Here is a 24825-nt window from a genome sequence, read left to right as displayed (position 1 = left end):
ACATTATAACATGCCGCGTGGGGCTGTCAAAGTAGTGTGAAGCACTTCTATGCGCGGCGGCGCGCAACCCACGCGCCCAGCAGCAGCGCGGCCATCAGCAGTGCCGCGATGACATACCAAGCGACCGGCTCTCGGTTGCTGGCCAGCGCCGCCGGCGCTGGCATGGCGGTCGGCGTCACCACAACAGTCGGCGTGACAATCGTTGCCGCCGGCGGCACAGTCGGCGACGTGAGCACACCCGACGCCGCGATCACGGCAGTCGGCGCAGGCGAAAGTGCGCCGTTGGCGATCCGGCCCTCGACGCGCGGCGACACGGTCCCGCGCGCCCGGATATACTCCGCAACCACGCTGTCCACCGGCACGTCGCCGCCGCGCACCGCCGTGCCGTTCTTGAGCATCTCGTAGCCATCGCCGCCGCCCGCCATGAAATCGTTCGTCACAATGCGGTACGTCGCAGCCGGGTCGAGCGGCTTGAATCCGGCCGCCGCACTCCCGATCTCGACGGCGGTCACGCGCTGGCCCGCAGGCCGCGTCAGGCTGAACGCGAAGCGCAGGCCGGCCACCTGCGGGAAGCGCCCTGCGCCGTCGCTGATGCGGCTGACGCCGTTCTCCAACACGGCGAGCAGGTCCGCCCCGTTCACGTCGAGCTGCACAAGCCGGTTGCCGAACGGCAGCGCCTCCAGCACCTGCCCCAGCGTGATGTCGCCCGCCTTGAAGCCGGTGCGGATGCCGCCGCCGTTCATCAGCGCGACCTGAGCGCCGTCGGCGCGCGCGGCATCGAGCATCGCGTCGGCCACCAGATTGCCGATCGGCGCCTCTTGCGAGCGCAGCAGGCGCGCACTGCCGTCCAGGTCGGACGCCGCCTTGCCGATCACCGTCTGCCGGGCCGTCGTCAGCGGCGCAGCCAACTGCTGCCGCAGCGCCTCGACCGCCGGGTCATCAGGAATGCCGGCATCGACCAGTATCGGTTCACCGCTCCACTTAACGGGTGCGCCGGTCGCGTCGAACGTCACGTCGATGCGGCCGAGCAGTTTGCCCCACTCGCCGGCCGCCACGAGCAGCACCGGCCGTCCGCCCGGCGAACGAATCACCGTTGGGTACGGGCCGACGGGCGCGCCCAACGCCGGGTTCAGACGGGCCGGGTCGCCCAGCAACGTTGGCGTGTGCCCGCCGACGATGAGCGCGATACCGTCCACCGCCGCAGCCAGTTTGATGTCTTCGCCGTAGCCGAGATGGCTCACGGCGACGATCTTGTTGACGCCCTGCGCCTGCAACTGCGCCACGGCCGCGCGCGCCGACTCGACACGCGGCCTGACGCGAATGGTCGGCCCCATCGACGAGCTGAACGTGACATCCTCGGTCGTGAATCCCAGGATGCCGACCGGCTCGCCGCCGATCGTCTTGACCATGAACGGCGGCAGCTTGCCGGCCAGCAACGGTTCAGCCGAGAAGTCGAGGTTGGTGCTGACGATGCCGAAGCGCGCATTGGCGACCCAGTTTTCGGCAAAGGTTCGGGGACCCAGATCGAACTCGTGGTTGCCGATGCCAACCACATCGTATCCCGCCGCGTTGTAGAACGCCGCGCCTTCGGCCATGCGATGCTGGGTGAAGTACAGCGTGCCCTGCGACACGTCGCCCGAGTCGAGCGCCAGGACGTTGCCGCCTTCGGCCCGTACGCGCCGGATCAATGTGGCGCGGCGAGCGATGCCGCCCAGCGAGATCGTCTGCGTGAACGAATCCCAGTGGCCGTGGTTCTCGCCGGTGTGCAGGACGGTCAGCCGGTACTCGCCGCCCTGCGCGGCCGCCGGCGCGACCAGCGCGCCCGCAACAGCGGCCAGCACGAGCAGGCAGAGCAGCGCGAAACGCAAGATGCGCCGCATTACGCCTCCGCGACCACGATCAGCTTGTCGCCGTGTGCGAATGTCACGCGCTCAGACTTGCGCGGGTTCAGCACGACACCGTAGCTCTGTGCGACGTCGTTGGCCCGCTGCTGAAGCCGGTAGCCGATCGCCGACTCGCCATAGCGCGCGGCGGCGGCCGTCACGGTGTAGAAATCCACGGGGCGGCCGGGCTGCACGTAGTCCTCGGCGGGCTTCAGGTAGATTTCCGCGCCCTCGGGGTCGAACAGGTCGTCGAACACAGGCGACAACTGCGGGTTCTCGACGAGCTGCGCCATGATGAGGCTGACGAGGTGATCGCTGACGATGTAGTCGTCGGCGTGCGCCACCTCCGCCAGCCGCCGGTTGCGCAGGTCGAGCATCTCGCTGACGACTGAGAACGAGCGGCCGCCGCGCTCGCGAATATCGCGCAGGTGCAGCAGGGTGACCAGCGTCTGCGCGTCGGCTTCCTGCGTCGGCAGAGCGTCGGAGTAGCTCAGCACCATCACATGCGAGAACGAGGCGATATCGAGCGCGTCGAGCACGCGGCGGTCGGTTGTCTGGCCCGGCTGGAACGTGACGGTCTGGCGCTTGAGATCGGCGCAATCGCGCGCGATCGCGGTTTGCGCGTCCGGGTCGTCGGCCACGACCAGAATGAGCGAGTCCGACTGCGCATACTGGTCGAGCTGGCGAATGATGCCGGCGCCGCGATGGTTCCAGCCGAGAATCAGCGTATGTTCCGCCTCCGGCGCGCGCGGCTGGCGCGTCGCCAGCGCGGCCGGGTCCACCGCGGCCGGTCCCGCCGTGTTGAGCGCAATCAGGCTGTCGTCGGCGGCGATCATGATCAGGCGGTCGCCCGCTTCGATGCGCGTATCCGGCGCCGGGTTGAGCAGTGCCGGCCCGCCCGCGCGCGCCACGCCGACGATGGAGGCATCGGCGTACCTCAGCTGCGCGTCGCGGTATGCGCAACCCGCCAGCGCAGGCTCGGCGCGGAAATAGATCTCGTTGCCCTCAAAGCTCAACAGTTCGCTGTACACCGCCGACAGGCCGGCCTGCCGGCTCGTCTGCACCATGATGCGCGAGATCAGGTCGCCTTCGAGCACCAGTTGCGCGCGCCCGTCGCTCACCATGCGCGTCACGTCGAGATTACGCGCATCGCTCACCTGCGTGACGATGTGCCAATCGGCGGAGCGCTCGCCGCCGCGGCTGACGACGGCCAGCAGCGACTTGATGATGTGCAGATCGGGATGGCCGTTTTCCGGCGACAGAATCAGGATCGCGCGCGCCGCGTTTGGATTGACGATGTCGAGATCGGTCACGTCGAGCGGGTTGCCGGTGCGGCAGACGACGCGCGTGTGCCCGCGCGAGCGCACCCGCGCGGCGATCTGCTCCTCCATTTCAGGTTTTTCCATGTCGGTCATCACGACGATGCAGGCATCGCGCCGGCTGGCGTTCGCCTCCATCAATTCGTCAATGATCGAGAAGATCTGCGGCGACCAGCCCAGGATGACAACGTGATCACGCTCGACGACCAGCGAGCGGCCGCGCCGCAAACCGTCCAACTGCCGTTCGATGCCGCTGGTCACGATACCGATCAGAATGCTCGTGATAAAGATGCCGACGAGCGTGACAATCAGGCTGGCCCCCAGGAAGCCGGGGCTGCCGCTATCGCCGCCCATCGTGCCGGGGTCGAGCGTGCGCAGCAGGCTGCGCCACATCATCTCGAACAGATCCGGCCCGGCCGAGTCATCCGTGGCGCCAACGCCGCTGATGACGACGATCAGCGAGACGATGAAGATCAGCAGCGCGGTGGCGGCCGCCAGCGCGACGATCAGCGCGACGGTGCCGCGCGCGAACAGATTGTCGAATCGGTAGCGGATCCGGTCGCGGAGCGTGAACGATTTCATGCAAGCAGACCTCGTCGGGGGGATGGGGCTATGATGCTGTGCGGGTTTACGGCGGTTTCAACAGCGAGTCGAGCGGCTTGCCCTCGGCAAAGGGCGGTGCGGGGAAGCGCAACAGGGATGCCAGCGTTGGCGCCACATCGATCACGCGCGCGGCGGGCACGCGCCCGGCGGGGCGTATGCCAGCGCCCTGTGCGGCCAGCAAGCCGCGCATGTCCAGCGTGTCGGCCGCATAACCGGCGATGCCGAGCACCGGCGCCGGCTCGAAGGCGGCGCTGCGGTCGCGCGCACCGCCCAACGCGTAGCCGGGGCGCGCCTGCGCCACAATGTCGCCCGCCTGGTCGTTCTGCCAGCCCGGCACGCTGGCCAACTCGGTCTTGCGCAGCACGCGCGCAAACACCGGCGCGTTGTCCAGCGGGTCGCGCAGATCGCGCAGCGCCGACACGATGTCGCCCGTCAGCTTCTCCACATCGCCCGCCTCGACGCTGCCGCCTGGATCGCGGCCTTTCAGATTCAGGTAGATATGCGCGAGCGCGCCGTTCACCTCGGCAAACGCCTTGGTCCGGGCCAGATCGAGCGCGCCCGTGGCGATGGCGGGCGGCGTTGCGCGCTGCAGGGCCAGCCAGCCGCGGTCGATAAAGAGCCGGTTGAGATTGACCTGCGTGTGCGCGGGCGCCAGCCCGCATGGCGACGCCACAATCAGCGCATCGCGGCTCAAATCGGCTGCATCTCGCAGGCCGCCGACGACGCTATCGGCGATCTCGTAGCCGTGGCGCAGCGCCCCGGCGTAGAACGCGCCCTTTTCCGCAAAGCGCGGCTGCCGCGGCTGCGTGAGCAGCAGCATGCGCCCGGCATCCTGCGCGGCGGTCACTCGCATGACCAGCAGGTCCGGCGCATACTGGCGGCCAATGTACTGCGCGACCGCGCCGAGCCACTCGGACTGCCGCTCGCTCATCTGCAGGTAGGTGCCCTCGTCGATCCAGTTGCGCGCCAGCGCATCGGCGTCGGGCGCGGCCGGCGCCGTGCCGAAGCGGGCCGTCACCTCGCGTGCCAGCGCGACTGGCGCCGCCTGATTGATCGTCAGCGCCGACTGGAAGACAATGAAGTTGGCCGGGTTGGCGTCAGTCACCTTGAAGGAGGCAGCCGTCTGCAACATGCTGTCGACCACCACCGTCGCCCAGGCGCCCACCTTCAGGCGGACCGCGCCGTCGTCCACGGCTTTGCGGCGGCAGATCAGCCAGGTGTCGTAGTTCTCCTTGCTATCTGCCGTCGTGTCGATCGCCAGCGCAAAGAACTCGGCCGGCGGCTCCCGCCCCTGCGCGATCAGCAGGCGCGCCTCGCGCGGCGGGCTGAACGAAGGCGGCACACCCTTCCAGTCTTTCGCTTCGGCGAATTTCAAGACGTGCTGCGCCGACGGCGCGACAGCCGCGCCCGCGCTTACCACCAGATCGGCGCGCATGGCCGGCGCATCGAGCATGGCGGCCGGAAAGCCGACGACTGCCGCGCGCGCGCCGGTGCGCATCGCGCTGCGCCAGACCGGCTCCACGTCGGGCGACAGATCTGCGCCTGAGGCGCTCTGGCCGACCGGTTGTCCGACCGGGCGGAAGGCATCGGCAAAGATGCCGGTGCGGCGCGGTGATGCGGCGGTGAGCAGCGTGGCCTGCGCGGGCGCATCGAGTGCGGGCTCAGATGGTTGCAGGTACTCGGCCATTGCGCCCGCGGCCGCCATGCGCGCCAGCGCCGGCATGCCGCCATCGGCCATGTAGCGCTCGGCCAGATCGGCGCGCGCGCCCGGCATATCGATGAAGATGACGCCCGAGCCGCGACGCTCCGGCGGCAGGCGCGTCGGCGCCTCCACTGTCAGCGGGATGCGTGTGGCCGGCGGGGGCGCGGTGTCCGGCGCGCAGGCGGCCAGCACTACCATCAGCGTGGACAACCCAAGCGCCCGGCGCGCACCGGGCATGCGCGTCATGCTGTGGCCTCCGGCGGTTGGGTGGTCGTCGTGCCCGCGCGCGGCGGGCGGTACAACCAGACCCATAGGCCGAGCCACGCCAGCCAAAGCAGCGCGTGGGCGGCCAGGCTGATAAAGAAGTTGGCAGTCACCATGTACAGGGTTGCACTGGCCACAGCCAGCGCGCCGACCAGCACCCGATCTTCCCACAGCCCGGCGCGCGCCATGTCGCGCCACCACGCCGGATCAAGCAGCCATTCGGTTCCGACCAGCGCCAGCCCGGCGAGCACTGCGGCGTCGCGCCCGTTCACGTCCAGTGCCGCGGCCGCGGCTGCGCGGTAGAACGCCCAGTGCGCCTGCAGGTACAGCGTATCCAGTCCGATGAATGCAAAGCCCCACGGTCGCGCCAGTTGGGCGCGGCGGCGCACCGCCGGTCGCACGTCCGCCGGGTAGAAGCGCCGCACGACCAGTCCGTACAGCCCGATCAGCATGGCGCCGGCCAGCAGCCACGCGGCCAGCGCCGGCAGCGCCGCGCCGGCCTGAGCCGTCGCGGGCCGTGCCAGCGCCAGTTGCGCCGGCGTCACCACGCCGCCGATCAGTGCCAGATAGGGAATACCTACGAAGTACAGCGCGCGCGCAATCCAAGAGACGCCGGACAGGCGGCGCCATGCATCCGGCACGCGATTCGCCAGCAGAGCGTTGAGCGCGGCGGCCAGCGTGTGCGCAGCGAGGGATGCCGCGGCCCAGGCCGGTAGCGGCGGCATCATGCGGCGGGATCGAGCGGCACCCGAACCGTGATGATGGTGCCCTGGCCGGGCGTGGATTCGATCACCGCATCGCCGTGCGCCAACTCGGCGCGCTCGCGGATGTTCAGCAGGCCGAGCGAGCCGCGATCGGCGTAGCCCGCGGTCACCTTGGCCACATCGAAGCCACGACCGTCGTCGCGCGTCGATGCGACCAGGTAACCGCCCGCCTCGCGCAGTTCGACCTGCACCTGGCCGGCGTTCGCGTGCTTGACGGCGTTATTGACGGCCTCGGTCATGATATCGAACACCATCATCGCCGCGTTGGCCGGCAGGCGCGCTTCGAAGGTCGCGGATTTGTCGACGCTTAGCACAAACTCCGGCTCCGCGCGCTCGGCGCGCAGGCGCGCCAGGTATTGCTCCAGCGCCTGCGTCAAGCCGGCCTGCTCCAGCGCCAGCGGCCGCAGACGGTACATGGTCAACCGCATGTCGCGCGCGATCTTGGCCGCCAGGCGGTGCATGCCGTCCAGTTCTTCCTTGGCGCGCTCCAGGTCGCGGTCCATCAATCGGCGTGCAAAGTCGATGCCCATGGTCAGCGACGCCACCTGGTTGACGGGGCCGTCGTGCAGGTCGCGCGCCAGCTCGTGGCGCGTCTTTTCCTCGCTGTCGATGAAGCGGTCGCGCTCCTGCCGTACCTGCTCGTACAACTGCGCGTTCTGCACTGCCACCGCGGCCTGGCCGGTATACACGTCGATCAGTTCCGCGCGCAGGCCAAACACGTCGAACATTTCCGGCCGCCCGAAGAAGACGGCCGCGCCGTACAGCGCCAGCCCGGCGCGCAGCGGCATGACCACGGCGGCCGGCGCGGTGGCCGTCATGCGGAACTGGCACAGCAGCGGATCCTTGCGCGCATCGGTGACGAACTGCGCCTCGACGTCATCGAGCGCGGTCTTCACCGCTCCGCTGATCGGCGACAGGCGTGCCTGCGCATCTTCCGGCGGCAGGTCGCTGGCCACCGCCACGTACAGCGTCTCGACCGGACCGGTCGCAAAGAGCAAGATCAGACCGGCCGCCGGGTCGTCGTGGCGGCCGCGCGAGCGCAGCCCGCGGATGCTCAGCTCGAGCATCTGCTGCAGCGTTTCCTGGTAGTTGGTATTGCGCGACAGCGTGTCGGCCATCTGCACAAACGTCTTGACATCCGCCTGGCCGCGCTGCAAATCCAGTTGCGTCTGCTCGTGCTCGCTGCGCACCGCTGCGCGCTCTTCCCGGATGAGCCAGCCCACCGTCAGCGCGACGCCCGCGTACGCCAGCCCGGTAACGGCCGCGCCGTAAAGTGCATCGAGCGGGCGCAGTCCCGCGAACAGGCTGAGGCTAATGCTGGCCAGCGAAAAGAAGACCGCCGCCACCACGCCGCCCAGCGTGCCATGTCGCAGCGCGACGGCGGCGATGACGACGAAGGCGAACAGCCACAACGACGAGCGCGGCCCGCCGGTCAGGCTGATAAACGTGACCAGCCCGACCATGTCAATGGCCGAAGCCAGCGACGGAATCCAGCGAGCGCTGGCCGCCTGCACGCGCAGGAAAAGCCAGAAGGCACTGTTGAGGAGCGCGCCGAGCGCCACGATCGTCCACAGCGAGGCGAGCACGTCCCCGGGCTGGTCCGGCATGAGCGTGCCGAGCACCCCAAGCAGCGCCAGCGCACCGAAGCGAATCAGCGTGAACAGGCGCTCGCGCCGGGCGGTGCGGGCAATCGGCTCGCGCCGGGAGGCAGCCACGGTGGCGGCGTTGGATGCGGAAGCGCTCATAGAATCACACCAGACGTGTCGTCAGCGGTTAGCACAGTCATCACATCGCAATTCGTGATGGCATATCATACATCAATTTCGCCGTGAGCGGCTATCTTCGATGCGCTCCACACTCGCAGGCTCAATCTGTTAAGTGACGCTGAATCCGCACTGGTAATACCGTTTTAGTTTGATCATGTCCCAATGCTGGGGGCAAGTGCGGTTGTCACCCCCTCATCTCCTGGCCCCTTCTCCCCTGCGTGCGGGGGAGAAGGGGAAAAGCTGATTGGGGACATACTCATCACAAAACAGTATAACGCCCCATGCGCACAGTATTGCTCAGAGACACAGCGATTACCCATATCTGTCGGACCTCACGGGTCTTGAAAGCCCGTGAGGTCTTGAACCTGCGATGGGGCAATGGGGTGGACAATCTCTAATCAGAGACACCAATGACGCGATCGCTGCGCCCATCGCGAGGGCTTTCGGAGTGCAGATAGCAAAACACCCATCATGCGCACGATGGGTGTTTTTCATCTTATGGAGCGGGTGACCTGCCACCCGGCTAGTGGGCGCGGAAGGACTTGAACCTTCGACCTCACGGATGTGAACCGTGCGCTCTAACCAACTGAGACTACGCGCCCGAATTGATACAGAAGAAATTATAGCATTGCGCGGCCGGGGGCGCAAATCAGGGCTGTTTTCAAATCCGGGTTGCCTTCCAATCGATTGACTACGGCTCTCGAGCCGTGCGTTTCTTGCGGCGGGGTGCGCTGTGCGCCTGCTCCACCACGTCCGCCGCCGTCGTCGCGACGGCAGGATATCCGGGAACGCCTTGCCCCTGCATTCGTTATTTGACAGCCCGCAGCATTTTCATATAATTTAGCCATATCTAAATTATTTTTTAGATGAATAGGGGCACATGATTAGCGAGCACATGCAGGACTACCTGAAAGTCGCGTACAAACTGAGCGTGGCGGACCGGGAAGTGACGACGACGGCACTGGCCGATGCACTGGGTGTCTCGGCCGCCTCGGCCACCAGCATGATGAAAAAGATGGCCGAGTTGAAACTGGCGCGCCATACACCGTATTACGGCGTCGAACTGACGCCGGCCGGCCGCAAAGTGGCGCTCGAAGTCATTCGCCATCATCGCCTGATCGAATTGTATTTGTCGGAGGCGCTGGGCTTCCCCTGGGATCAGGTGCACGACGAGGCGGAGCGGCTGGAGCATCATATCTCGGAAGCGTTCGAGACGCGCATTGCGGAAACGCTCGGCAATCCGACCCGCGACCCCCACGGAGACCCGATCCCCTCCCGCGAAGGGCGCATCGTGGACGTACACCATCAGAGCCTGGCCGAAATGCCTGCCGCGGGCCAGGCGGGGGTCGTATGCCGGGTCAGCGACCACAGCGCGGAGCGACTGCGCTATCTGGGCAGTCTGGGGCTCCGGCCCGACGCGACCTTCATCGTTGTCGAGCGCACGCCGTTCAACGGCCCGATTCGACTGCGGCTCGGCGACCGGGAAATCAGCATCGGCACGGAGCTCGCGCAGATCGTTTACGTGACGACGCCGAAATAGGTGACTGTGTCTTCGACATGAGGAAATGAAAATGCCATCCCCCCGCAGCCCGGAACTCGACGGGCCAATCCGATCCGGAGACGTGCGCACCGTTTCGGACGCGCACGATATATTGGAAGGCCAGGGCAAGAAAGGCGGACTGGCGCGGCTGCTGCCGTTCCTGGGGCCCGCCTTCGTCGCCTGCGTCGCCTATATCGACCCCGGCAACTTTGCGACGAATATCCAGGGCGGCGCGCGCTACGGCTACATGCTATTGTGGGTCATCGTCGCCAGTAACTTGATGGCGATGCTCGTGCAGTCGCTGGCGGCCAAGCTCGGCATTGCCAGCGGCCGCAACCTGGCCGAGATGTGCCGCGAGCAGTTCCCGCGCCCCGTGGTTGTTTCGATGTGGGTGCTGATGGAAGTCGTCGCGATGGCCACCGACCTCGCCGAGTTCCTCGGCGCCGCGCTGGGCTTCAACCTGCTGTTCGGCATACCGCTGCTGGCCGCCGGTCTGCTCACCGGCGTCGCCACGTTCGTGATCCTGGCGCTCGAGCGGCGCGGCTTCCGCCCGCTTGAAGCCGTCATCACCGTGCTCGTCGGCGTCATCGCCGTGGCCTACCTGCTGGAGACCATCCTCGACCGGCCCGACGTGGGCCAGGTGCTATTCCATGCCGTCGTGCCGCAGTTCGCCGACGCCCAGAGCGTGCTGATCGCCACCGGCATCCTCGGCGCGACCGTCATGCCGCACGTCATCTTCCTGCACTCGGCGCTGACGCAGAAGCGCATCGTGACGCGCGACCCCGATAAGCTGCGCCGCCTGTTCCGCTACGAGACGATCGACGTGTTGATCGCCATGGGCGTGGCCGGACTGATCAACGCGGCGATGTTGATCATGGCCGCTTCGACGTTCAACCGCAGCGGGCTGACCGAGATCGGCACGATCGAGGAGGCCTACCGGACGCTGACGCCCCTGCTCGGCTCGGCAGCCAGTTGGGTGTTTGCCATTTCGCTGCTGGCCTCCGGCCTGTCGTCGTCCACGGTCGGCACGATGGCCGGGCAGGTCATCATGCAGGGCTTCATGCACCGCCAGATCCCCGTCTGGCTGCGGCGTCTGGTGACGATGGCGCCCGCGCTGATCGTCATTGCGATCGGCACCGACCCGACACAGACGCTCGTATTCAGCCAGGTCATATTGAGCTTCGGCCTGCCGTTTGCCGTCATCCCGCTGATCATGTTCACGCGCCGCAGCGACCTGATGGGCGTGCTGGTCAACAAGCGTTCCACGACCGCCCTCGCCATCGTCGTCGCCGCGCTGATCGTGGCGCTCAACATGTACCTGCTGTACCAGACGCTGTCGGAACCGATCATGCAGTTGCTGGGAGGTGCCTGATGTTTACCCATCTGCTGGTGCCGCTGGACGGCTCGACACTGGCCGAGGCGGTCCTGGCCGACGCCCAGTTCCTGGCCGCGCGCCTGAACGCCCGCCTGACACTCCTGCACATCACCGAGAAGAACCCGCCGGCGACGATCCACGGCGATCGGCACCTGACGGCGACCGGCGAGGCCGAGGCCTACCTGCGCGAACTGGCGGGCCGCTGGCCGCTGCCCGCGCGCGCGACCGCTTGGCACGTGCACGAAGCCGGCGACCAGGGCGTCGCCGCGATGATCGTCGACCAGGCGCTGGAGCTGGGCGCCGACCTGATCGTGTTGAGCACACACGGCAGCGGCGTCGTCCTGCGCGAAAAGCTGCTCGGCAGCATTGCGCAGCACGTCGTGCGCGAAGGGCGCGTGCCGGTGCTGCTGTCGCGCGCGCGCAAGAACGGCGCCGCGCCGAGGGCGCTGGCGCAGATCGTCCTGCCGCTGGACGGCGAAGCCGTGCACGAGACGGCCGTGCCGGTGGCGGCCGCCCTGGCGCGCGCGTTTGGCGCGGCGATCCATCTCATCGCGGTGGTGCCGACCTCGGAGACACTCTCCGGCCCGGAGGCCAGCACCGGTGCGATCATGCCCAACGCGATGCGCGCCATGCTCGAATTCGCGCAGCAGGGCAGCGCCGATTATCTGCAGAAAGTGCGCGCGACCCTGCCGGCGAGCGCGACGATTGAAGTGGCGCGCGGCGATCCGGCCAAAGGCATCATCGCCGCGGCCGAGCGCGTGCACGCCGATCTGATCGTAATGGCTACGCACGGGCGGATGGGGCTGAACGCGTTCTGGTCGGCCAGCATTGCGCCCAAGGTGCTCACCGGTTACGCCGGTTCGCTGCTGCTGCTGCGCGCGCCCGACGCTTGACGCGCGACCCGGAGCATCTATAATCTGGCAGACGAGGCGGCCCACCCGCCCGCCCAAATCCTTCGCACGGAGGCTACTATGCTGGACGAGTTTAAGAAGTTCATCGCGCGCGGCAGCGTGCTCGACCTCGCCGTCGGTGTGATCATCGGCGCGGCGTTTACGGCGATTGTCACATCACTGGTGCAAGACATCTTGATGCCGCTCATCAGTCTCATCACCGGCGGCATCGATTTCACCAACAACTTCATCGTCCTGCGCACGCCGGCCGGCGCGGGAGTGCCGGCCACCCTGGAAGAGGCGCGTAAGGCGGGCGCGGTGGCGTTCGCCTACGGCTCGTTCATTCAGGCGATCATCAATTTCGCGATTGTCGCGTTCGTCATCTTCCTGATCGTCCAGCAGGCGAACCGGTTGAAGGGCGCGCCGCCTCCGGCCGCGCCGGACACCAAGCCATGCCCGTACTGCTTCAGCGCGATCAGCATTAAGGCGACCCGCTGCCCGAACTGCACCTCGCAGTTGAAGTAGCCCACAACCGTAAATACCATGAGCCGGAGCAGAAATGCTCCGGCTCATTCTTTTTACTCGATAGCTGCGGCCGCCTGAAGTCTACGGCGCCAGTATGACCACCCGCGCGCGCTTGGAATCGGTGACATAGAGCGCGCCGTCCGGCCCGGTAGCCACATACATCGGTTCTTCCAGCTCGGGCGACTGGCGCACGGCGATGAACGAGCCGTCGGCCCCGAAGATCGACAGGCGCTGGTTGCCGGTGTCGGCCACGACCAGGCGGCCCTGCTTGTCGATCGTGAGCCCAAGCGGGCGGCGCAGCTTGCCCGGCGTGTTGCCGGCGCCGCCGAAGATCGACAGGTATTTGCCGCTGAATTCGAACGTCATGATGCGGTCGTTGGCCGTATCGGTGGCGTAGAGCGTGTTGGCCGCGCTGATAGCGACGCCGTTCGAGCCCAGCTCACCGAACTGCCCCTCTTTGCCGCCGCCGCTGCCGCTCATGCGCAGCGGCTTCTCCTCGCGGTCGTACACCTGCACGCGGAAATTGCTGCGGTCGGCGACGAACAGCTTGCCCTCCGCATCGAGCGCGACCGCCGACGGCGACTGCAACTGGTCGAAGTCCGAGCCGCCGACGCCGATCGTGCGGACAAACGCCCCGCTGTCGGCCCGGAAGAGCGACACGCGGCGGTTGCGCGCATCGGCCACGTACAGCAGGTTGTTGTAGACGACGATGCCGCCAGGCGCGTTCAACTGGCCGGGCTCGGCGCCCAGCGTGCCGGCCTTCCAGACGAACTGCCCGCCCAGCGTGAACTTCTGGATGCGCGCGGCGTCGCTGTCCGCCACATAGACCGCATCGGCGGTCACGGCGATGCCGGACGGCTTGCTGAACTGGCCGTCACCGATGCCGGGGCCGCCAATCGTCAGCGGGCGCGCCGGCGTGGGCGGCACGGTCGTAGCGACCGTAGTGAACGCACTGGTCGACGCCGGCAGGACTGTGGTGGGCGCACGGGTCGGTGGCGCCGCCGTGGGCGCGGTCGCTGGCGCCGTCGCCGCCACCGGGACTGCGGTCGGCGTCTCGGTCGCGGGCGCCAATGTGGGCGCGCTGGTCGGCGGCACACCCGCCGCCGTGGGCGTGCCGGATGGCGCGCTATCGCAGGCAAACAGCATCAGCGCCGCCGCCAGCAGGGCGAGCAGACGCAGGGGCCGGGCAAAACGCATGAACTGTCTCCGGAGCGATTGTTCGTAAGCGTCCAGTCCAGCCTGTCATTGCGAGAAGTCCATCCCGCCGCGCAGGATGCGTGAGTGCAGAAACTGATGCGCCGCATATCCAAGCCGTCATTCCGGCGACGGCCGGAATCCAGACGGGCGCAACACGGGCCAGCATGCGCGCCAGATGCTGGCGTGGATGCCGGCTAACGACATGCCGGCATGACAGCCTCGCGTGTCGAAGTTTCTGAGCAGCGGTTTTTGCGAAGCAATCTCCACCCGTGTTGGGCGATAACGCTGCAGAGAGATTGCTTCGTCGCAAACGACGCTCCTCGCAATGACGGCTGACCGGTTACGATTACTTGAAAATGATCTGCTTCGGCGTCATCTTCTCGATGATCGCCAGCGCCTCGAGCGGGACGTTCCACTCTTCGAGCGCGGCGCGGCCCGACTCGAATGTCTTCTCGACCACGACGCCGAACGCCAGCAACTGCGCCTTGGCTTCGACGACGATGTTCGCCAGCGCGTTGAGCGTCTGGCCGCTGGCCAGGAAGTCGTCCAGCACGATGACGCGGTCGCCGGGGCCGAGGAACTCCGGCGACACGACCAGCAGCGTCTCGGCGCCGCGCGTCGGCGACGGCACGTGCCGCTCGAACACCTTTTTCGGCATGGTCACCAGGCGCGCTTTGCGGGCGAACACGACCGGGATGTCCAGCGCGACGCCCGCTTCCAGCGCGGGCGCAATGCCGCTGATTTCGGCCGTCAGGATTTTGTTCGGCTTGAGTGGCGCGAAGCGGCGGGCAAACTCCTCGCCCAGCCGTTTCATGAGGCGCGGATCGACCTGGTGGTTCATGAAGGCATCCACCTTGAGGATGTTGCCTTCCAGCACCTGGCCATCCTTGCGGATGCGTTGCTTCAGTTCTTCCATGATCATTCCCACTCGATGGTGGCCGGCGGCTTGCTCGAGATGTCGTAGACGACACGGTTGACGCCGGGCACTTCGTTGACAATGCGCGCGCTGATGCGCGCCAGCAGGTCATGTGGCAGGTGCGCCCAGTTGGCCGTCATGCCGTCCTCGCTGGCGACGGCGCGCACCGCAACGAGGTTGGCGTAAGTGCGCCCGTCGCCCATGACGCCGACCGTCTGCACGGGCGTCAACACGGCGAAGTACTGCCACAGGCGGCGCTGCACGTCCGGCACGGCGTCGATCTCCTGGCGCACGATCGCGTCGGCGGCCTGCAGCGTCTCGGTCGCCTCGCGCGTGACCGGCCCGATGATGCGCACCGCCAGCCCCGGCCCCGGGAACGGCTGCCGGTTGACCCAGCGCTCCGGCAGTCCGAGCGTGCGGCCGATGGCGCGCACCTCGTCCTTGAACAGGCGTTTGAGCGGCTCGACCAGCGTGAAATCCATCCGCGCCGGCAGCCCGCCGACGTTGTGATGGCTCTTGATGCGCGCGGCGTCTTTCTTGCCCTGCCCCGCGCTCTCGATCACGTCGGGATAGAGCGTGCCCTGCGCGAGGAACTCGAACGGTCCCAGCGCCTTCGCCTCTTCCTCGAAAACACGGATGAACTCTTCGCCGATGATCTTGCGCTTGCGCTCCGGGTCGCTCACGCCGGCCAGCTTGGACAGGAATCGCTCGCCGGCGTTGACGCGCACCACGTTCAGGTCGAGGTGCTCGGTGAAGAGCGCCATCGCCTCGTCACCCTCGTTCTGGCGCAGCAAGCCGTGATCGACGAAGAAGCAGGTCAGCCGCTCGCCGATGGCGCGGCCGATCAGCGTCGCGGTGACGGCCGAGTCGACGCCGCCGGACAGCGCGCACAGCACACGCCCCTGCGGGCCGGTCTGCGCGCGCACCTGCGCGATGCTCTCTTCGATGATATTGGCCGGCACCCAGTTCGGCGAGACGCCGCACACGTCGTACACGAAATTGCGCAGGATGTCGAGGCCGTGCTCGGTGTGGGTGACTTCGGGGTGGAACTGCACGCCGTAGATGCGCCGCGCGGCATCGCCGATCGCGGCGAACGGCGTGTTGGGCGACTGCGCCAGCGTCGCAAAACCGTCCGGCAGCCGCTCGACCGAGTCGCCGTGCGACATCCAGACGTTGAGCGCGGGCGGCACGCCGTGGAACAGCGCCGATGGGCCGCCGACGGTTATCGTCGCCGGGCCGTACTCGCGCCGGTCGGCGCGGTGTACGACGCCGTGCAGCGCCTGCGCGATTAACTGCATGCCGTAGCAGATGCCGAGCACGGGCAGGCCGCTGGCCAGCACGTAGGCCGGCAGCGCGGGCGCGCCGGGGTCATAGACCGAGTTGGGGCCGCCGGACAGGATCAGCGCGCGGGGCGACAGCTTTTCGATCTCCGCCTGCGGGGCATCAAACGGCAGCAACTCGCAGTATACGTGGAGCGCGCGCAGGCGTCGCGCGATCAACTGGCTGTACTGCGCGCCGAAATCGAGAATGACGATGGCTTGCATGGGCCGATTATATCACAGGCCGGCGCGCCGCTTAGCGCCATTCGATCTGGTTCTTGCCCTTGGCCTTGGCGTCATAGAGCGCGTTGTCGGCGCGCACGATCAGCGCATCGAGATCGCTGTCGCCCGCCTGCCAGCCGCTGACGCCTGCGCTCAGCGTCACTTGCAGTTGAGCGCCGGCGTGCACGATCGTGGTGGCGGCCACCTCGACGCGCAGGCGCTCGGCAAACGCCATCGCCTCGGTGGCGCCGGTGCCGGGCATCAGGAACACGAACTCCTCGCCGCCATAGCGCGCGAACGTGTCCACCACGCGGATGCGCTTGCGGCACAGCTCGCTCAACGCACGCAGCACCGCATCGCCGGCCGGATGTCCATGCGTGTCGTTGACCTGCTTGAAGTCGTCCAGGTCCACAATAACGATCGCAAACGGCTGAGCATAGCGGCGCGCCCGCTCAAACTCGGCGCCGGCCAGCGCGAAAAACTGGCGGCGGTTGGCGGCGCCCGTCAACTCGTCGGTGATCGCGAGTTGGTGCACCCGCTGCTCGGCTTCATCCAACTGATAGGCCAGCCGGATCGTGATGCCGCTTAGGAACGGCGACACCAGGGCCGGGATCACAACGGCGAGCAGTATGCCGAGTGTGCCCACCGCGCCATCCAGCGCCACATCAATGACGATCGTGATGGCAGCGGAAATGGCGACGGACAGAATGGAGACGGCCAGCGTGGCGCGTACGGTTCCCAGCCGGCGCAAGAGGAGACGCAGAGTTAGATACATGGCGAGGCGCGTCCGCGCCCGCCGCCACGGGCGCCGCCGCTCGTAATACGCAATTTGGCTAGGCCTTGATCATCGTCTGGCTCTGCTCGCGCATGAACTGCATGACGTAGTTTGGTCCCAGCCCGTTCTTGCCGGTCGTGCCGGAACCCTTCCAGCCGCCGAACGACTGCACGCCGGGCCAGGCGCCCGTGGTCGCGCCGCCGCGCCGGTTGGAATAAGTAACGCCCGACTCGATCTGGTCGAAGAATCTGGCCAGCTCGGCCTCGTCGCGGCTGAAGATACCGGCCGTTAGTCCGTAGTCGCTGTCGTTTGCCAGCTTGAGCGCCTCGTCGAGCGAACGCACCTCGGCTACCGCCAGGATCGGCACGAAATACTCGTCGCGGAACATCGACGACGACTTCGGCAGGCGGTCGACGATCGCCGGCTCGACGTAGAAGCCGTGTTGGAAGTCGCCCTGCTTGAGCGTGTGCCCGCCGTACGCGATGCGCCCGTGCTTCTTCGCCACGCGCATCGCCTGCTCGTACGTCTTGACCGCGCCGGCGTTGATCAGCGGGCCGAGGAACGTCTCCTTGAGCTGCGGGTCGCCGATGGTGCGCATGCGCGTCTTCTCGACCAGCATCTCCATGAACGGCCTGCTGATGTCGCGGTGCAGGTAGAGGCGCGAGAGCGCCGAGCACTTCTGCCCGCCCATGCCAAACGCCGAGCGCAGCACGCCCTCGGTCGCGCTGTCGAGGTCGGCCGACGGCATGACAATGGCCGGGTTCTTGCCGCCCATCTCCGCGATGCACGGCTTGGGCCACTTCGTCGTAAAGCGGTGCAGGATGTTCATGCCGACCTCGAGCGAGCCGGTGAACACAAAGCCGTCCACGCCGGGGTTCTCGATCAACTCCTCGCCGATCTGGCTGCCGGGGCCGGTCAGGAAGTTGAACACGCCGTCTGGCAGGCCGGCGTCGCGGAACACTTCGTAGATCTTCAGGCCGGTGTACGGCGTGTCGCTGGCCGGCTTGAAGACGATCGTGTTGCCGGCGACGAGCGCGCCGGTCGCCATGCCGGTCGCCAGCGCCATCGGGAAGTTGAACGGCGCCACCACGGCCCAGACGCCGAACGGGCGCATCACGCTGCGCGTCTGCTCGGCGCCGGCGCCGGCCATCGGCACTTCGTACCCCCTGTGTTCCTCCATCTGCTGCGAATAGTAGAGGATCAGGTCGATCGTTTCGGACACTTCGGCAATCGCCTCGAAACGGTTCTTGCCGACTTCCATGACCATCAGTGCGGCCAGTTCATACTGGCGCTCCAGCATGTTCTGGGCGGCCTTGCGCAGCAGCGCGACGCGCCCGGCCCAGCCCAGATCGCGCCAGCCGGGATACGCGGCGCGCGCGGCCGCAATCGCCTTTACGGTGTCGGCGCGGCTGCCGCGCTGGAACTGGCCGAGCACGATGCGGGTGTCAATCGGGCTGGTATCGATGATCAGGTTGTCTTTGGTTTTGCGCGCCTTACCGCCGATATACAGGGCATGCGTGCGCCCCAGTTCGCCGCGCACCGTGTCCAGCGCGGCGTCAAATCGCTGGTGAAACTCGTCGCCGAGCGACCCGAGCGATGCATATGTGATTTTGTCCATGTGGTTGTCGCCTCCGTTGCGGTGGGAATCAAGGACGATCCAAACGCATTTATCATACAACATCGGAGGCCATACCGCAATCGCTGCGCACCGATCGCAGCAATTCTCAATTTGGCTTTGTACGGGTACTTTCCAATGCCGCTTGCGATGCGCTGGCTCTCAGGCGCTTGTCACGCAAGCTGGCCCGCCGAAAAAGTGGCGCTGCCCTCCCCCCGACCCCCTCCCAACTTCGTTGAGAGGGGGCGAGATTCCTTGGGGGAGGTGCGCGGCGGCGCAGCCGCCGCGCACCTCCCCGTTAGCTTTTCCCCTGCTCCCCCGCGCGCGCGGGGGAGAAGGGGCAGGGGATGAGGGGGCATATTGGCAGCCGACTCCAAAATGAGAATTTCTGCGCAGATCGCAGACGAGTAAACCGTTAAACTGCCAAAACTGCGTCGCGTGCATAGACCCGAAGGGTTTCTGGCGTGTCGCTCGCGATGAGGGCGCGCAAGCCAAACTCTTCGGGTCTGCGTGGCTCACTCAATTCAGCCAACTCGGCGCCAATATGCACGACAGAGTCCGTCGACACGCTTGCCGCACACTCCCACCGAGGCCACCGGGGTGCAGCCGTTGGGATTTTGCGGCCGGGGTGCTATAATCGGCGGTGCAAATAACTCGCTAATCTTCCGCAGGAGGCCGTCATGAACTTCGGGCAATATCTGAGCCGGGCCTGGGCGCTCACCTGGAAATACAAAGTGCTCTGGATCTTCGGCATCCTGGCCGCACTAGGCGGCGGTCGCTCCGCCAACTTCAATTTCAATTTCGGCGGCGGCGGTCGCAGCGGCACGGTTCCGCCCATTGTGACGCCATTTCCGCCGGGTGGCAATATCCCGCCGCTCGTGACACCGTTCCCGCGCGGCGGCATCCCGACGCCCACACCGCCGCTGACGCCGCCGACCGCGCTCATTCCGCCCGAGGCGACCCCGATTCTGATCGTCGCGGCCTGCGTCGCGATCATCATCGCCATTATGCTGTTCGTGCTCAGTATCATAGGCACCGGCGGGCTGATCGGCGGGCTCCGTTTGGCCGAAGAGCAGGGGGCCGTGACCTTTGGCGAAGCATGGAGTATCGGCACGCAAAACTTCATGCGATTGTTCGGCCTGAAGCTGCTGCTGCTGCTGCCGGTATTCCTCTTTGCGTGCATCATTCTTACTGGCACGGCATTCACCGCGCTGACTGCCGGTTTGGGCATATTCTGCCTGATTCCGCTGATCTGTGTCGGGATCATTGCGTTCATCCCGATCGGGATCATCGCGCACTTCGCGCAGTTCGCCGTCGTGCTGGAGAGCATGGGGCCGATCGATGCGTTCAAGCGCGGCTGGGCTATCCTCAAGGCCAATCTGGTCAATATCCTGATCCTGGGTGTGATCGTCCTTATCATCACGGGCGTGATCGGTTTTGTGCTCGCGCTGCCGTTCCTGATCATCGCCCTGCCGGTCATCTTGTCCACGATCGGCAACCAGGGCATGCCGGATACCGGCCCGCTCGCCTTTGCCGTGCTATGCTGCGCCTGCTACCTGCCGGTGCTGATCGTGCTGTCCGGCATTATGGAAACGTGGTCCACCGGCGTCTGGACGCTGGCATACCCCGACCTCGCCGGCAACACGCTCGCGCCGTCGATGCCGCCCACACCGCCGCCCGCCCCACCGGCTCCGCTGGCGCCGCTGCCGCCAATTGCGGACGGCCCCAGTTCGCCGCCGGCGATGCCATCATGACGATAAACAGCACGGGAGCCTACAGAGGGACTCCCGTGCTGTTTATTGACCGCATTCCGCCTAGCTCCGCTCGAGTGGAGCGACGTCGAGCCTGCGGTTAGAGTGGATGCCGGCGGTGGTCAGCGACTTCGTTGCGCCTGGGCCTCCAGCCCAGGCGTGCTGAACGTCCAGCAACGCGAAGCCGCTGGACAGCACCGCTGCCCGTTGACCGTCCGCTGGCCCGAAGCCAGCGGGCAACGCATGCCGGCATGACGGGCTTGTGAGATCCGGCGGTTCGCCGGTATACCTGCACCCCGCAGCAATTCTCAATTTGGCTTTGTACGGGTACTTTCCAATGCCGCTTGCGATGCGCTGGCTCTCAGGCGCTTGTCACGCAAACTGGCCCGCCGAAAAAGTGGCGCTGCCCTCCCCCCCGACCCCCTCCCAACGAAGTTGGGATGGGGCGAGATTCTTAGGGGAGGTGCTCGGCGGCTGCGCCGCCGCGCACCTCCCCGTTAGCTTGTCCCCTGCTCCCCCGCGCGCGCGGGGGAGCAGGGGCAGGGGATGAGGGGGCATATTGGCAGCCGACTCCAAAATGAGAATTGCTGCCTGGGCGCCGACCCGCTTGCACGAAGCGACGCCTTTTGGTAATCTCTAGCCGCAAACCCAAAAGCGAAAGGCACGACTGACCTATGCCCGACAACGACCGGCTGTACCAGCACATTCTCGGCTCGCTCGCCGCCTCCTCGCTCGGCGACGCGATGGGCGCGGCTACTGAGCAGTGGACGACCGCCGAAATCGTGGCCAAGCACGGCGGGCTGCTGCGCTCGCTGATCAAGCCGCCGCCCGACACCTTTTCGTGGGGCAACGCGGTCGGCGAGATCACCGACGACACCAGCCAGATGTTCGCCATGGCGAAGCTGATCGCCGAGCGCGGCCAGCTCGACCGCGAGGAGTGGACGCAGGTGCTGGTGGACTGGAGCCAGCACTCGCCGCAGCGGCGCATGATGGGCCCGTCGTCGAAGCCGATCCTCGAAGCGATTGCGAAAGGCGAGGATCCGTCGCTGATCGGCACGGTCGGCGCGTCGCGGCGCATTGCGGCGCGTACCGGCGCATCGAACGGCGCGGCGATGCGCGTGGCCCCGGCCGGGCTGATCCACCCCGGCGACTTGGAAGGCGCCTGCCGCACGGCGGCGATCTCCTGCTTCCCGACGCACCAGACGCAGATCGGCATGGCCGGCGCCTGCGCTATCGCGGCCGGCGTGGCCGAGGGGTTGACGGAGGGCGCCGATGTGTTCTCAGTCGTGCGCGCCTGCCTGTGGGGCGCGAAGCGCGGCGTCGAGCTCGGCGCGGAACTGGCGCGCGTCGTGCCCGGTCCCAGCGTCGAGAAGCGCATCGAATGGGCCGTGTCGCTGGCGCTGAACGCGCACAGCATGGAGGAGTGCCTCGCGGCGATGGAGGCGTACATCGGCAACTCCGTGATGATCGCCGAGACGGTGCCGGCGGCGGTCGGCTTCTTCGTGTTCGCGGGCGGCGACGTGCTGGAATCGGTCGCGGGCGGCGTCAACGTCGGCAACGACACCGACACGATCGCCGCGATCAGCGGCGCGCTGGCCGGCGCGCTCAAGGGCATCGACGGCGTCCCGGCGGACCTGTACGCGACCGTGCGGAGCGCCAACCCCGTCGACATGGACGGCATCGCCCGCCGCTTGAGCGAGATCGCCATCGCCAACAGCGCGGCGCGGGCCGCGAAGTAGGCGCGCGGAGAACGCGATGCCCGCACCCGCATACGACCTGATCACGCTCGGCGATCTAGTCGTCGATCTGGTTATGGCAATCCCCTCGCTGCCCGTGCGCGCCGCCGAGCACCAAGTGGCGAGCGCATTCTTCATGGAACCGGGCGGCATGGCCAACGTGCTGATCACCGCTCAGCGCATCGGCCTGCGCACCGCCGCGCTGGGCGGGCTCGGCGACGACATGTACGGCGCCCTGTTCCGCGCAGTGCTGGCGGGCGAGGGCGTGGATATGGATGGCGTCGTCGAGGCGCGCGACAAGTCGACCTCGTCGTGCGTCACGCTGGTCGAACCGGGCGGCGCGCACGTCTTCCTGGCCATGCGCGGCGAGGCGCACCACTGCCCGCTGGCGGATGACTGGGAAGCGCGACTGCGGCGGTCGCGCATGTTTTACTACCACGGCTACCTGCTGATGTACCCGACGCTGGTGGAGCACGCGCAGCAGATGCTGGCGGTGTGCGCCGCTGCCGGCATCCCGGTCTTCTTCGACCCCGGCCCGATGATCGCGCGCTTCGACCGGGCCGATCTCGAGGTGTCGATGCGCGCCGCGTCCGTAGTCCTGCTGACCGCCGGGGAGGCCGGCCAGGTGGTCGGCGCCGAATCGCCCGCGGAGGCGGCGGTGCGCATCATGGCGCTCGGCCCGCATACCGTCGTCGTCAAGCTGGGCGCGGATGGCTGCTACCTGGCGCGGCCGGGCGAGGCGGTGACGGTGCCCGGCTTCCGCGTGCCGGTCGCTGATATGGCCGGCGCGGGCGACGCCTTCAACGCGGCGATTGCGTTTGGCTACCTGCGCGGCGAGTCGCTCAAAGCGATGGGACGCTTCGCCAACGCGGTCGGCGCGGTCGCCGTCTCCAAACTCGGCACCGGCACGCGGATGCCGACGGTGGACGAGATCGACACCCTGCTGGCGAGCGCTCCGCGTAGCAGCCCGTAATACTGTTTCGCTTTGACTATGTCCTCATAGTTTTCGCGCGAGTGACAGGTCTACCCCCCATCCCTGGCCCCTTCGCCCCGAATCGGGGAGAAGGTGTGCATTTCAGATTGGGGGTGACTCGGCATCTGTGGCAGAAAAAGTCGTCACTCCCGCGGAAGCGGGAGTCCAGGGGCAACACCGCTGGATGCCCGCTTTCGCGGGCATGACGTGTGGTTTGCCACACGGGAGGGAGGAGAGGAATGAGTCCTGAAGCGATCTTCGACGCGATCCGCTCCAACGATGCGGCGCGTGCGCGCGAGCTGCTGGCCGCCGACCCGGCGTTGGCGTCAGCGCGGAACGCCGACGGCCTGTCCGCGCTGACGATCGCCGCGTACTACCGGCGCGCAGAGATCGTGCGCGATCTGCTGGCGCACGGCATCGCGCTCGATATCTGGGAGGCCGCCACGGTGGGCGACAGCGCGCGTGTGCGGGAGTTGCTGACCGCCGATCCGTCGCTGGTGAATTCGGTGGCGCCCGACGGCTTTGCCCCGCTCGGCCTGGCCGCGTATTTCGGGCACTACTCGACCGCCGAAGCGCTGGTCGATGTCGGCGCGGATGTCAACGCCGCCGCGCGCAACCCCAGTCGCGTGCGGCCTCTGCACAGCGCGGCCGCCAATACCGACGCCGAGACCGCGCTGAACATGGCGCGTCTGCTGCTACTGGCCGGCGCGGATGCAAACGCAGCGCAACAGGGCGGCTGGACGCCCCTGCTCCAGGCCGCCGACAACGACAACCCTGATCTGATCGCGATGCTGCTGGTACATGACGCCAACCCGTTCGCCCGCGCCGAGAACGGGCAAACCGCGCTCGATATGGCGCTCGCCAGAGGCGCGACGGCCGCCGCAGCGCACCTGCGGCGAGCGATGGGAATCGCGGCCAACTGATCCGGAAGGAAAGAGCATGGACACTATTGAAACGATCGTGCGGTCGATCCAGCGCGAGTTGACGCCGCAGTTCGAGGAACGCCTGCGCGCATACCTTGAGGAGCAGGACAAAGCGTGGCTCGTCGAGCAGGTGGTGCGCCTGACGCTCGACGCGCACAGCCTGCTGGAAATGGACCGGCGCGCGGTCCGCGCGCGCAAGGAGCGCCAGCGCGAGGAGCGCATCGCGCGCGTGCGCGACCTGGCGCTCGACGAGAGCAAATTGCGCGCATTCGTCGCGCGTTACAGGAGTTTCGACCGCGCGCGCCTCGTGCGCGAGGGCTTCCTGGTACCGCATGCGCCGCCCAAAGGCACCGCGCTGCTGCGCGCGGAGCATCGCACCGAGCGCGGCCGCCGCCTGCTCAACCGCGCCAAGGACACGCTGTTCGCGCTGCTGTTCGGCGACGAGGCGACGAACACACGGTTGACCCGCGTGCAGCGCGAACTGCTGACGGTCACGCTCCCGCTCAACAAGACCGTCGCACTCGCCTTCATGAAAGCGACGACCGAACTCGGCGCGTACGGGACATGGCAAGACCCGGAGTCGGTCTCCAACGACGAGCGCGCCGACAACACGCTGATCATCGTCGAGTACGGCGAGATCGCGGGTGAGTGGGTCGGCCACGGCGTGGTGACCACGCTCGCGCTGATCAACAACCTCGAAGTCAACGAGCAGGTGCTTTACGCGCGCATGGAGAATGTCGAGGAGAGCACGCTGATCCAGTAGCGCG

19 protein-coding genes and 1 tRNA gene are annotated in these 24825 nt (G+C 67.1%); 9 read left to right on the top strand and 11 right to left on the bottom strand.

What is annotated here, in order from left to right; genetic code table 11:
* Window positions 1–47: 47 nt before the first annotated feature.
* From HZB53_12165 to HZB53_12140, 6 genes are all read right to left on the bottom strand, one after another.
* On the bottom strand, window positions 48–1880 hold the full coding sequence (locus HZB53_12165; GenBank protein MBI5878395.1) for a 5'-nucleotidase C-terminal domain-containing protein: 1833 nt from the start codon (window positions 1878–1880) through the stop codon (window positions 48–50).
* Entirely contained in the window at window positions 1880–3784 is a 1905-nt protein-coding gene (locus HZB53_12160; GenBank protein MBI5878394.1) for an NAD-binding protein, read from the bottom strand. Before HZB53_12160 ends, HZB53_12165 begins: the two co-directional genes overlap by 1 nt.
* A gap of 46 nt (window positions 3785–3830) precedes the next feature.
* Window positions 3831–5819 carry an alkaline phosphatase family protein gene (locus HZB53_12155; GenBank protein MBI5878393.1) on the bottom strand — a complete coding sequence of 663 codons (1989 nt, stop codon included), beginning with the start codon at window positions 5817–5819 and terminating at the stop codon, window positions 3831–3833.
* The gene (locus HZB53_12150) at window positions 5750–6499 is read right to left on the bottom strand and encodes a hypothetical protein (protein MBI5878392.1); all 750 of its coding nucleotides are present in this window, start codon (window positions 6497–6499) and stop codon (window positions 5750–5752) included. Before HZB53_12150 ends, HZB53_12155 begins: the two co-directional genes overlap by 70 nt.
* The gene (locus tag HZB53_12145; GenBank protein MBI5878391.1) at window positions 6496–8280 is read right to left on the bottom strand and encodes a sensor histidine kinase; all 1785 of its coding nucleotides are present in this window, start codon (window positions 8278–8280) and stop codon (window positions 6496–6498) included. Before HZB53_12145 ends, HZB53_12150 begins: the two co-directional genes overlap by 4 nt.
* Before the next feature lie 548 nt (window positions 8281–8828).
* Window positions 8829–8903, bottom strand: a tRNA-Val gene (locus HZB53_12140).
* 293 nt (window positions 8904–9196) lie between these two features.
* Here HZB53_12140 and HZB53_12135 point away from each other — a divergent pair.
* From HZB53_12135 to mscL, 4 genes are all read left to right on the top strand, one after another.
* On the top strand, window positions 9197–9841 hold the full coding sequence (locus HZB53_12135; GenBank protein ID MBI5878390.1) for a metal-dependent transcriptional regulator: 645 nt from the start codon (window positions 9197–9199) through the stop codon (window positions 9839–9841).
* A gap of 31 nt (window positions 9842–9872) precedes the next feature.
* Complete coding sequence (locus HZB53_12130) at window positions 9873–11213, top strand: Nramp family divalent metal transporter (protein MBI5878389.1); 1341 nt, start codon at window positions 9873–9875, stop codon at window positions 11211–11213.
* A complete protein-coding gene (locus HZB53_12125; protein ID MBI5878388.1) occupies window positions 11213–12109 on the top strand; it encodes a universal stress protein in 897 nt (298 codons plus the stop codon). Before HZB53_12130 ends, HZB53_12125 begins: the two co-directional genes overlap by 1 nt.
* A gap of 78 nt (window positions 12110–12187) precedes the next feature.
* Window positions 12188–12631, top strand: coding sequence for a large conductance mechanosensitive channel protein MscL (mscL, locus tag HZB53_12120; GenBank protein MBI5878387.1), 444 nt, complete (start codon window positions 12188–12190; stop codon window positions 12629–12631).
* An 81-nt stretch (window positions 12632–12712) separates the two neighbouring features.
* Here mscL and HZB53_12115 read toward each other — a convergent pair whose 3' ends face one another.
* The 5 genes from HZB53_12115 to HZB53_12095 form a co-directional block, all read right to left on the bottom strand.
* Complete coding sequence (locus tag HZB53_12115; GenBank protein ID MBI5878386.1) at window positions 12713–13828, bottom strand: NHL repeat-containing protein; 1116 nt, start codon at window positions 13826–13828, stop codon at window positions 12713–12715.
* Between the two features lie 346 nt (window positions 13829–14174).
* Complete coding sequence (gene xpt, locus HZB53_12110) at window positions 14175–14744, bottom strand: xanthine phosphoribosyltransferase (protein ID MBI5878385.1); 570 nt, start codon at window positions 14742–14744, stop codon at window positions 14175–14177.
* 2 nt (window positions 14745–14746) lie between these two features.
* The gene (guaA, locus tag HZB53_12105) at window positions 14747–16288 is read right to left on the bottom strand and encodes a glutamine-hydrolyzing GMP synthase (GenBank protein MBI5878384.1); all 1542 of its coding nucleotides are present in this window, start codon (window positions 16286–16288) and stop codon (window positions 14747–14749) included.
* A gap of 31 nt (window positions 16289–16319) precedes the next feature.
* Window positions 16320–17060, bottom strand: coding sequence for a diguanylate cyclase (locus HZB53_12100; GenBank protein ID MBI5878383.1), 741 nt, complete (start codon window positions 17058–17060; stop codon window positions 16320–16322).
* A 58-nt stretch (window positions 17061–17118) separates the two neighbouring features.
* Window positions 17119–18678, bottom strand: a complete 1560-nt coding sequence (locus HZB53_12095; protein MBI5878382.1) for an aldehyde dehydrogenase family protein — start codon at window positions 18676–18678, stop codon at window positions 17119–17121.
* Window positions 18679–19355: 677 nt separating this feature from the next.
* Here HZB53_12095 and HZB53_12090 point away from each other — a divergent pair.
* From HZB53_12090 to HZB53_12070, 5 genes are all read left to right on the top strand, one after another.
* Entirely contained in the window at window positions 19356–20429 is a 1074-nt protein-coding gene (locus tag HZB53_12090; protein MBI5878381.1) for a hypothetical protein, read from the top strand.
* 671 nt (window positions 20430–21100) lie between these two features.
* Window positions 21101–22165, top strand: a complete 1065-nt coding sequence (locus HZB53_12085) for an ADP-ribosylglycohydrolase family protein (GenBank protein MBI5878380.1) — start codon at window positions 21101–21103, stop codon at window positions 22163–22165.
* Between the two features lie 16 nt (window positions 22166–22181).
* The gene (locus HZB53_12080; protein MBI5878379.1) at window positions 22182–23135 is read left to right on the top strand and encodes a carbohydrate kinase family protein; all 954 of its coding nucleotides are present in this window, start codon (window positions 22182–22184) and stop codon (window positions 23133–23135) included.
* A gap of 239 nt (window positions 23136–23374) precedes the next feature.
* Complete coding sequence (locus HZB53_12075) at window positions 23375–24058, top strand: ankyrin repeat domain-containing protein (GenBank protein ID MBI5878378.1); 684 nt, start codon at window positions 23375–23377, stop codon at window positions 24056–24058.
* Window positions 24059–24074: 16 nt separating this feature from the next.
* Window positions 24075–24821 carry a hypothetical protein gene (locus HZB53_12070; GenBank protein MBI5878377.1) on the top strand — a complete coding sequence of 249 codons (747 nt, stop codon included), beginning with the start codon at window positions 24075–24077 and terminating at the stop codon, window positions 24819–24821.
* Window positions 24822–24825: the final 4 nt, after the last annotated feature.

The sequence above is a fragment of the Chloroflexota bacterium genome (genome assembly GCA_016235055.1).
Classification (GTDB): Bacteria; Chloroflexota; Anaerolineae; order JACRMK01; family JACRMK01; genus JACRMK01.
Note: the sequence above shows the minus strand (reverse complement) of the source record. Positions and strands in the feature narration are given on the sequence as shown.

Bases quoted from the DNA above. Each gene is read 5' to 3' on its own strand.
- HZB53_12165 (MBI5878395.1), bottom strand. From the start codon at position 1,880: ATGCGGCGCATCTTGCGTTTCGCGCTGCTCTGCCTGCTCGTGCTGGCC.
- HZB53_12160 (MBI5878394.1), bottom strand. From the start codon at position 3,784: ATGAAATCGTTCACGCTCCGCGACCGGATCCGCTACCGATTCGACAAT.
- HZB53_12155 (MBI5878393.1), bottom strand. From the start codon at position 5,819: ATGGGTCTGGTTGTACCGCCCGCCGCGCGCGGGCACGACGACCACCCA.
- HZB53_12150 (MBI5878392.1), bottom strand. From the start codon at position 6,499: ATGATGCCGCCGCTACCGGCCTGGGCCGCGGCATCCCTCGCTGCGCAC.
- HZB53_12145 (MBI5878391.1), bottom strand. From the start codon at position 8,280: ATGAGCGCTTCCGCATCCAACGCCGCCACCGTGGCTGCCTCCCGGCGC.
- HZB53_12135 (MBI5878390.1), top strand. From the start codon at position 9,197: ATGCAGGACTACCTGAAAGTCGCGTACAAACTGAGCGTGGCGGACCGG.
- HZB53_12130 (MBI5878389.1), top strand. From the start codon at position 9,873: ATGCCATCCCCCCGCAGCCCGGAACTCGACGGGCCAATCCGATCCGGA.
- HZB53_12125 (MBI5878388.1), top strand. From the start codon at position 11,213: ATGTTTACCCATCTGCTGGTGCCGCTGGACGGCTCGACACTGGCCGAG.
- mscL (MBI5878387.1), top strand. From the start codon at position 12,188: ATGCTGGACGAGTTTAAGAAGTTCATCGCGCGCGGCAGCGTGCTCGAC.
- HZB53_12115 (MBI5878386.1), bottom strand. From the start codon at position 13,828: ATGCGTTTTGCCCGGCCCCTGCGTCTGCTCGCCCTGCTGGCGGCGGCG.
- xpt (MBI5878385.1), bottom strand. From the start codon at position 14,744: ATGGAAGAACTGAAGCAACGCATCCGCAAGGATGGCCAGGTGCTGGAA.
- guaA (MBI5878384.1), bottom strand. From the start codon at position 16,288: ATGCAAGCCATCGTCATTCTCGATTTCGGCGCGCAGTACAGCCAGTTG.
- HZB53_12100 (MBI5878383.1), bottom strand. From the start codon at position 17,060: ATGTATCTAACTCTGCGTCTCCTCTTGCGCCGGCTGGGAACCGTACGC.
- HZB53_12095 (MBI5878382.1), bottom strand. From the start codon at position 18,678: ATGGACAAAATCACATATGCATCGCTCGGGTCGCTCGGCGACGAGTTT.
- HZB53_12090 (MBI5878381.1), top strand. From the start codon at position 19,356: ATGAACTTCGGGCAATATCTGAGCCGGGCCTGGGCGCTCACCTGGAAA.
- HZB53_12085 (MBI5878380.1), top strand. From the start codon at position 21,101: ATGCCCGACAACGACCGGCTGTACCAGCACATTCTCGGCTCGCTCGCC.
- HZB53_12080 (MBI5878379.1), top strand. From the start codon at position 22,182: ATGCCCGCACCCGCATACGACCTGATCACGCTCGGCGATCTAGTCGTC.
- HZB53_12075 (MBI5878378.1), top strand. From the start codon at position 23,375: ATGAGTCCTGAAGCGATCTTCGACGCGATCCGCTCCAACGATGCGGCG.
- HZB53_12070 (MBI5878377.1), top strand. From the start codon at position 24,075: ATGGACACTATTGAAACGATCGTGCGGTCGATCCAGCGCGAGTTGACG.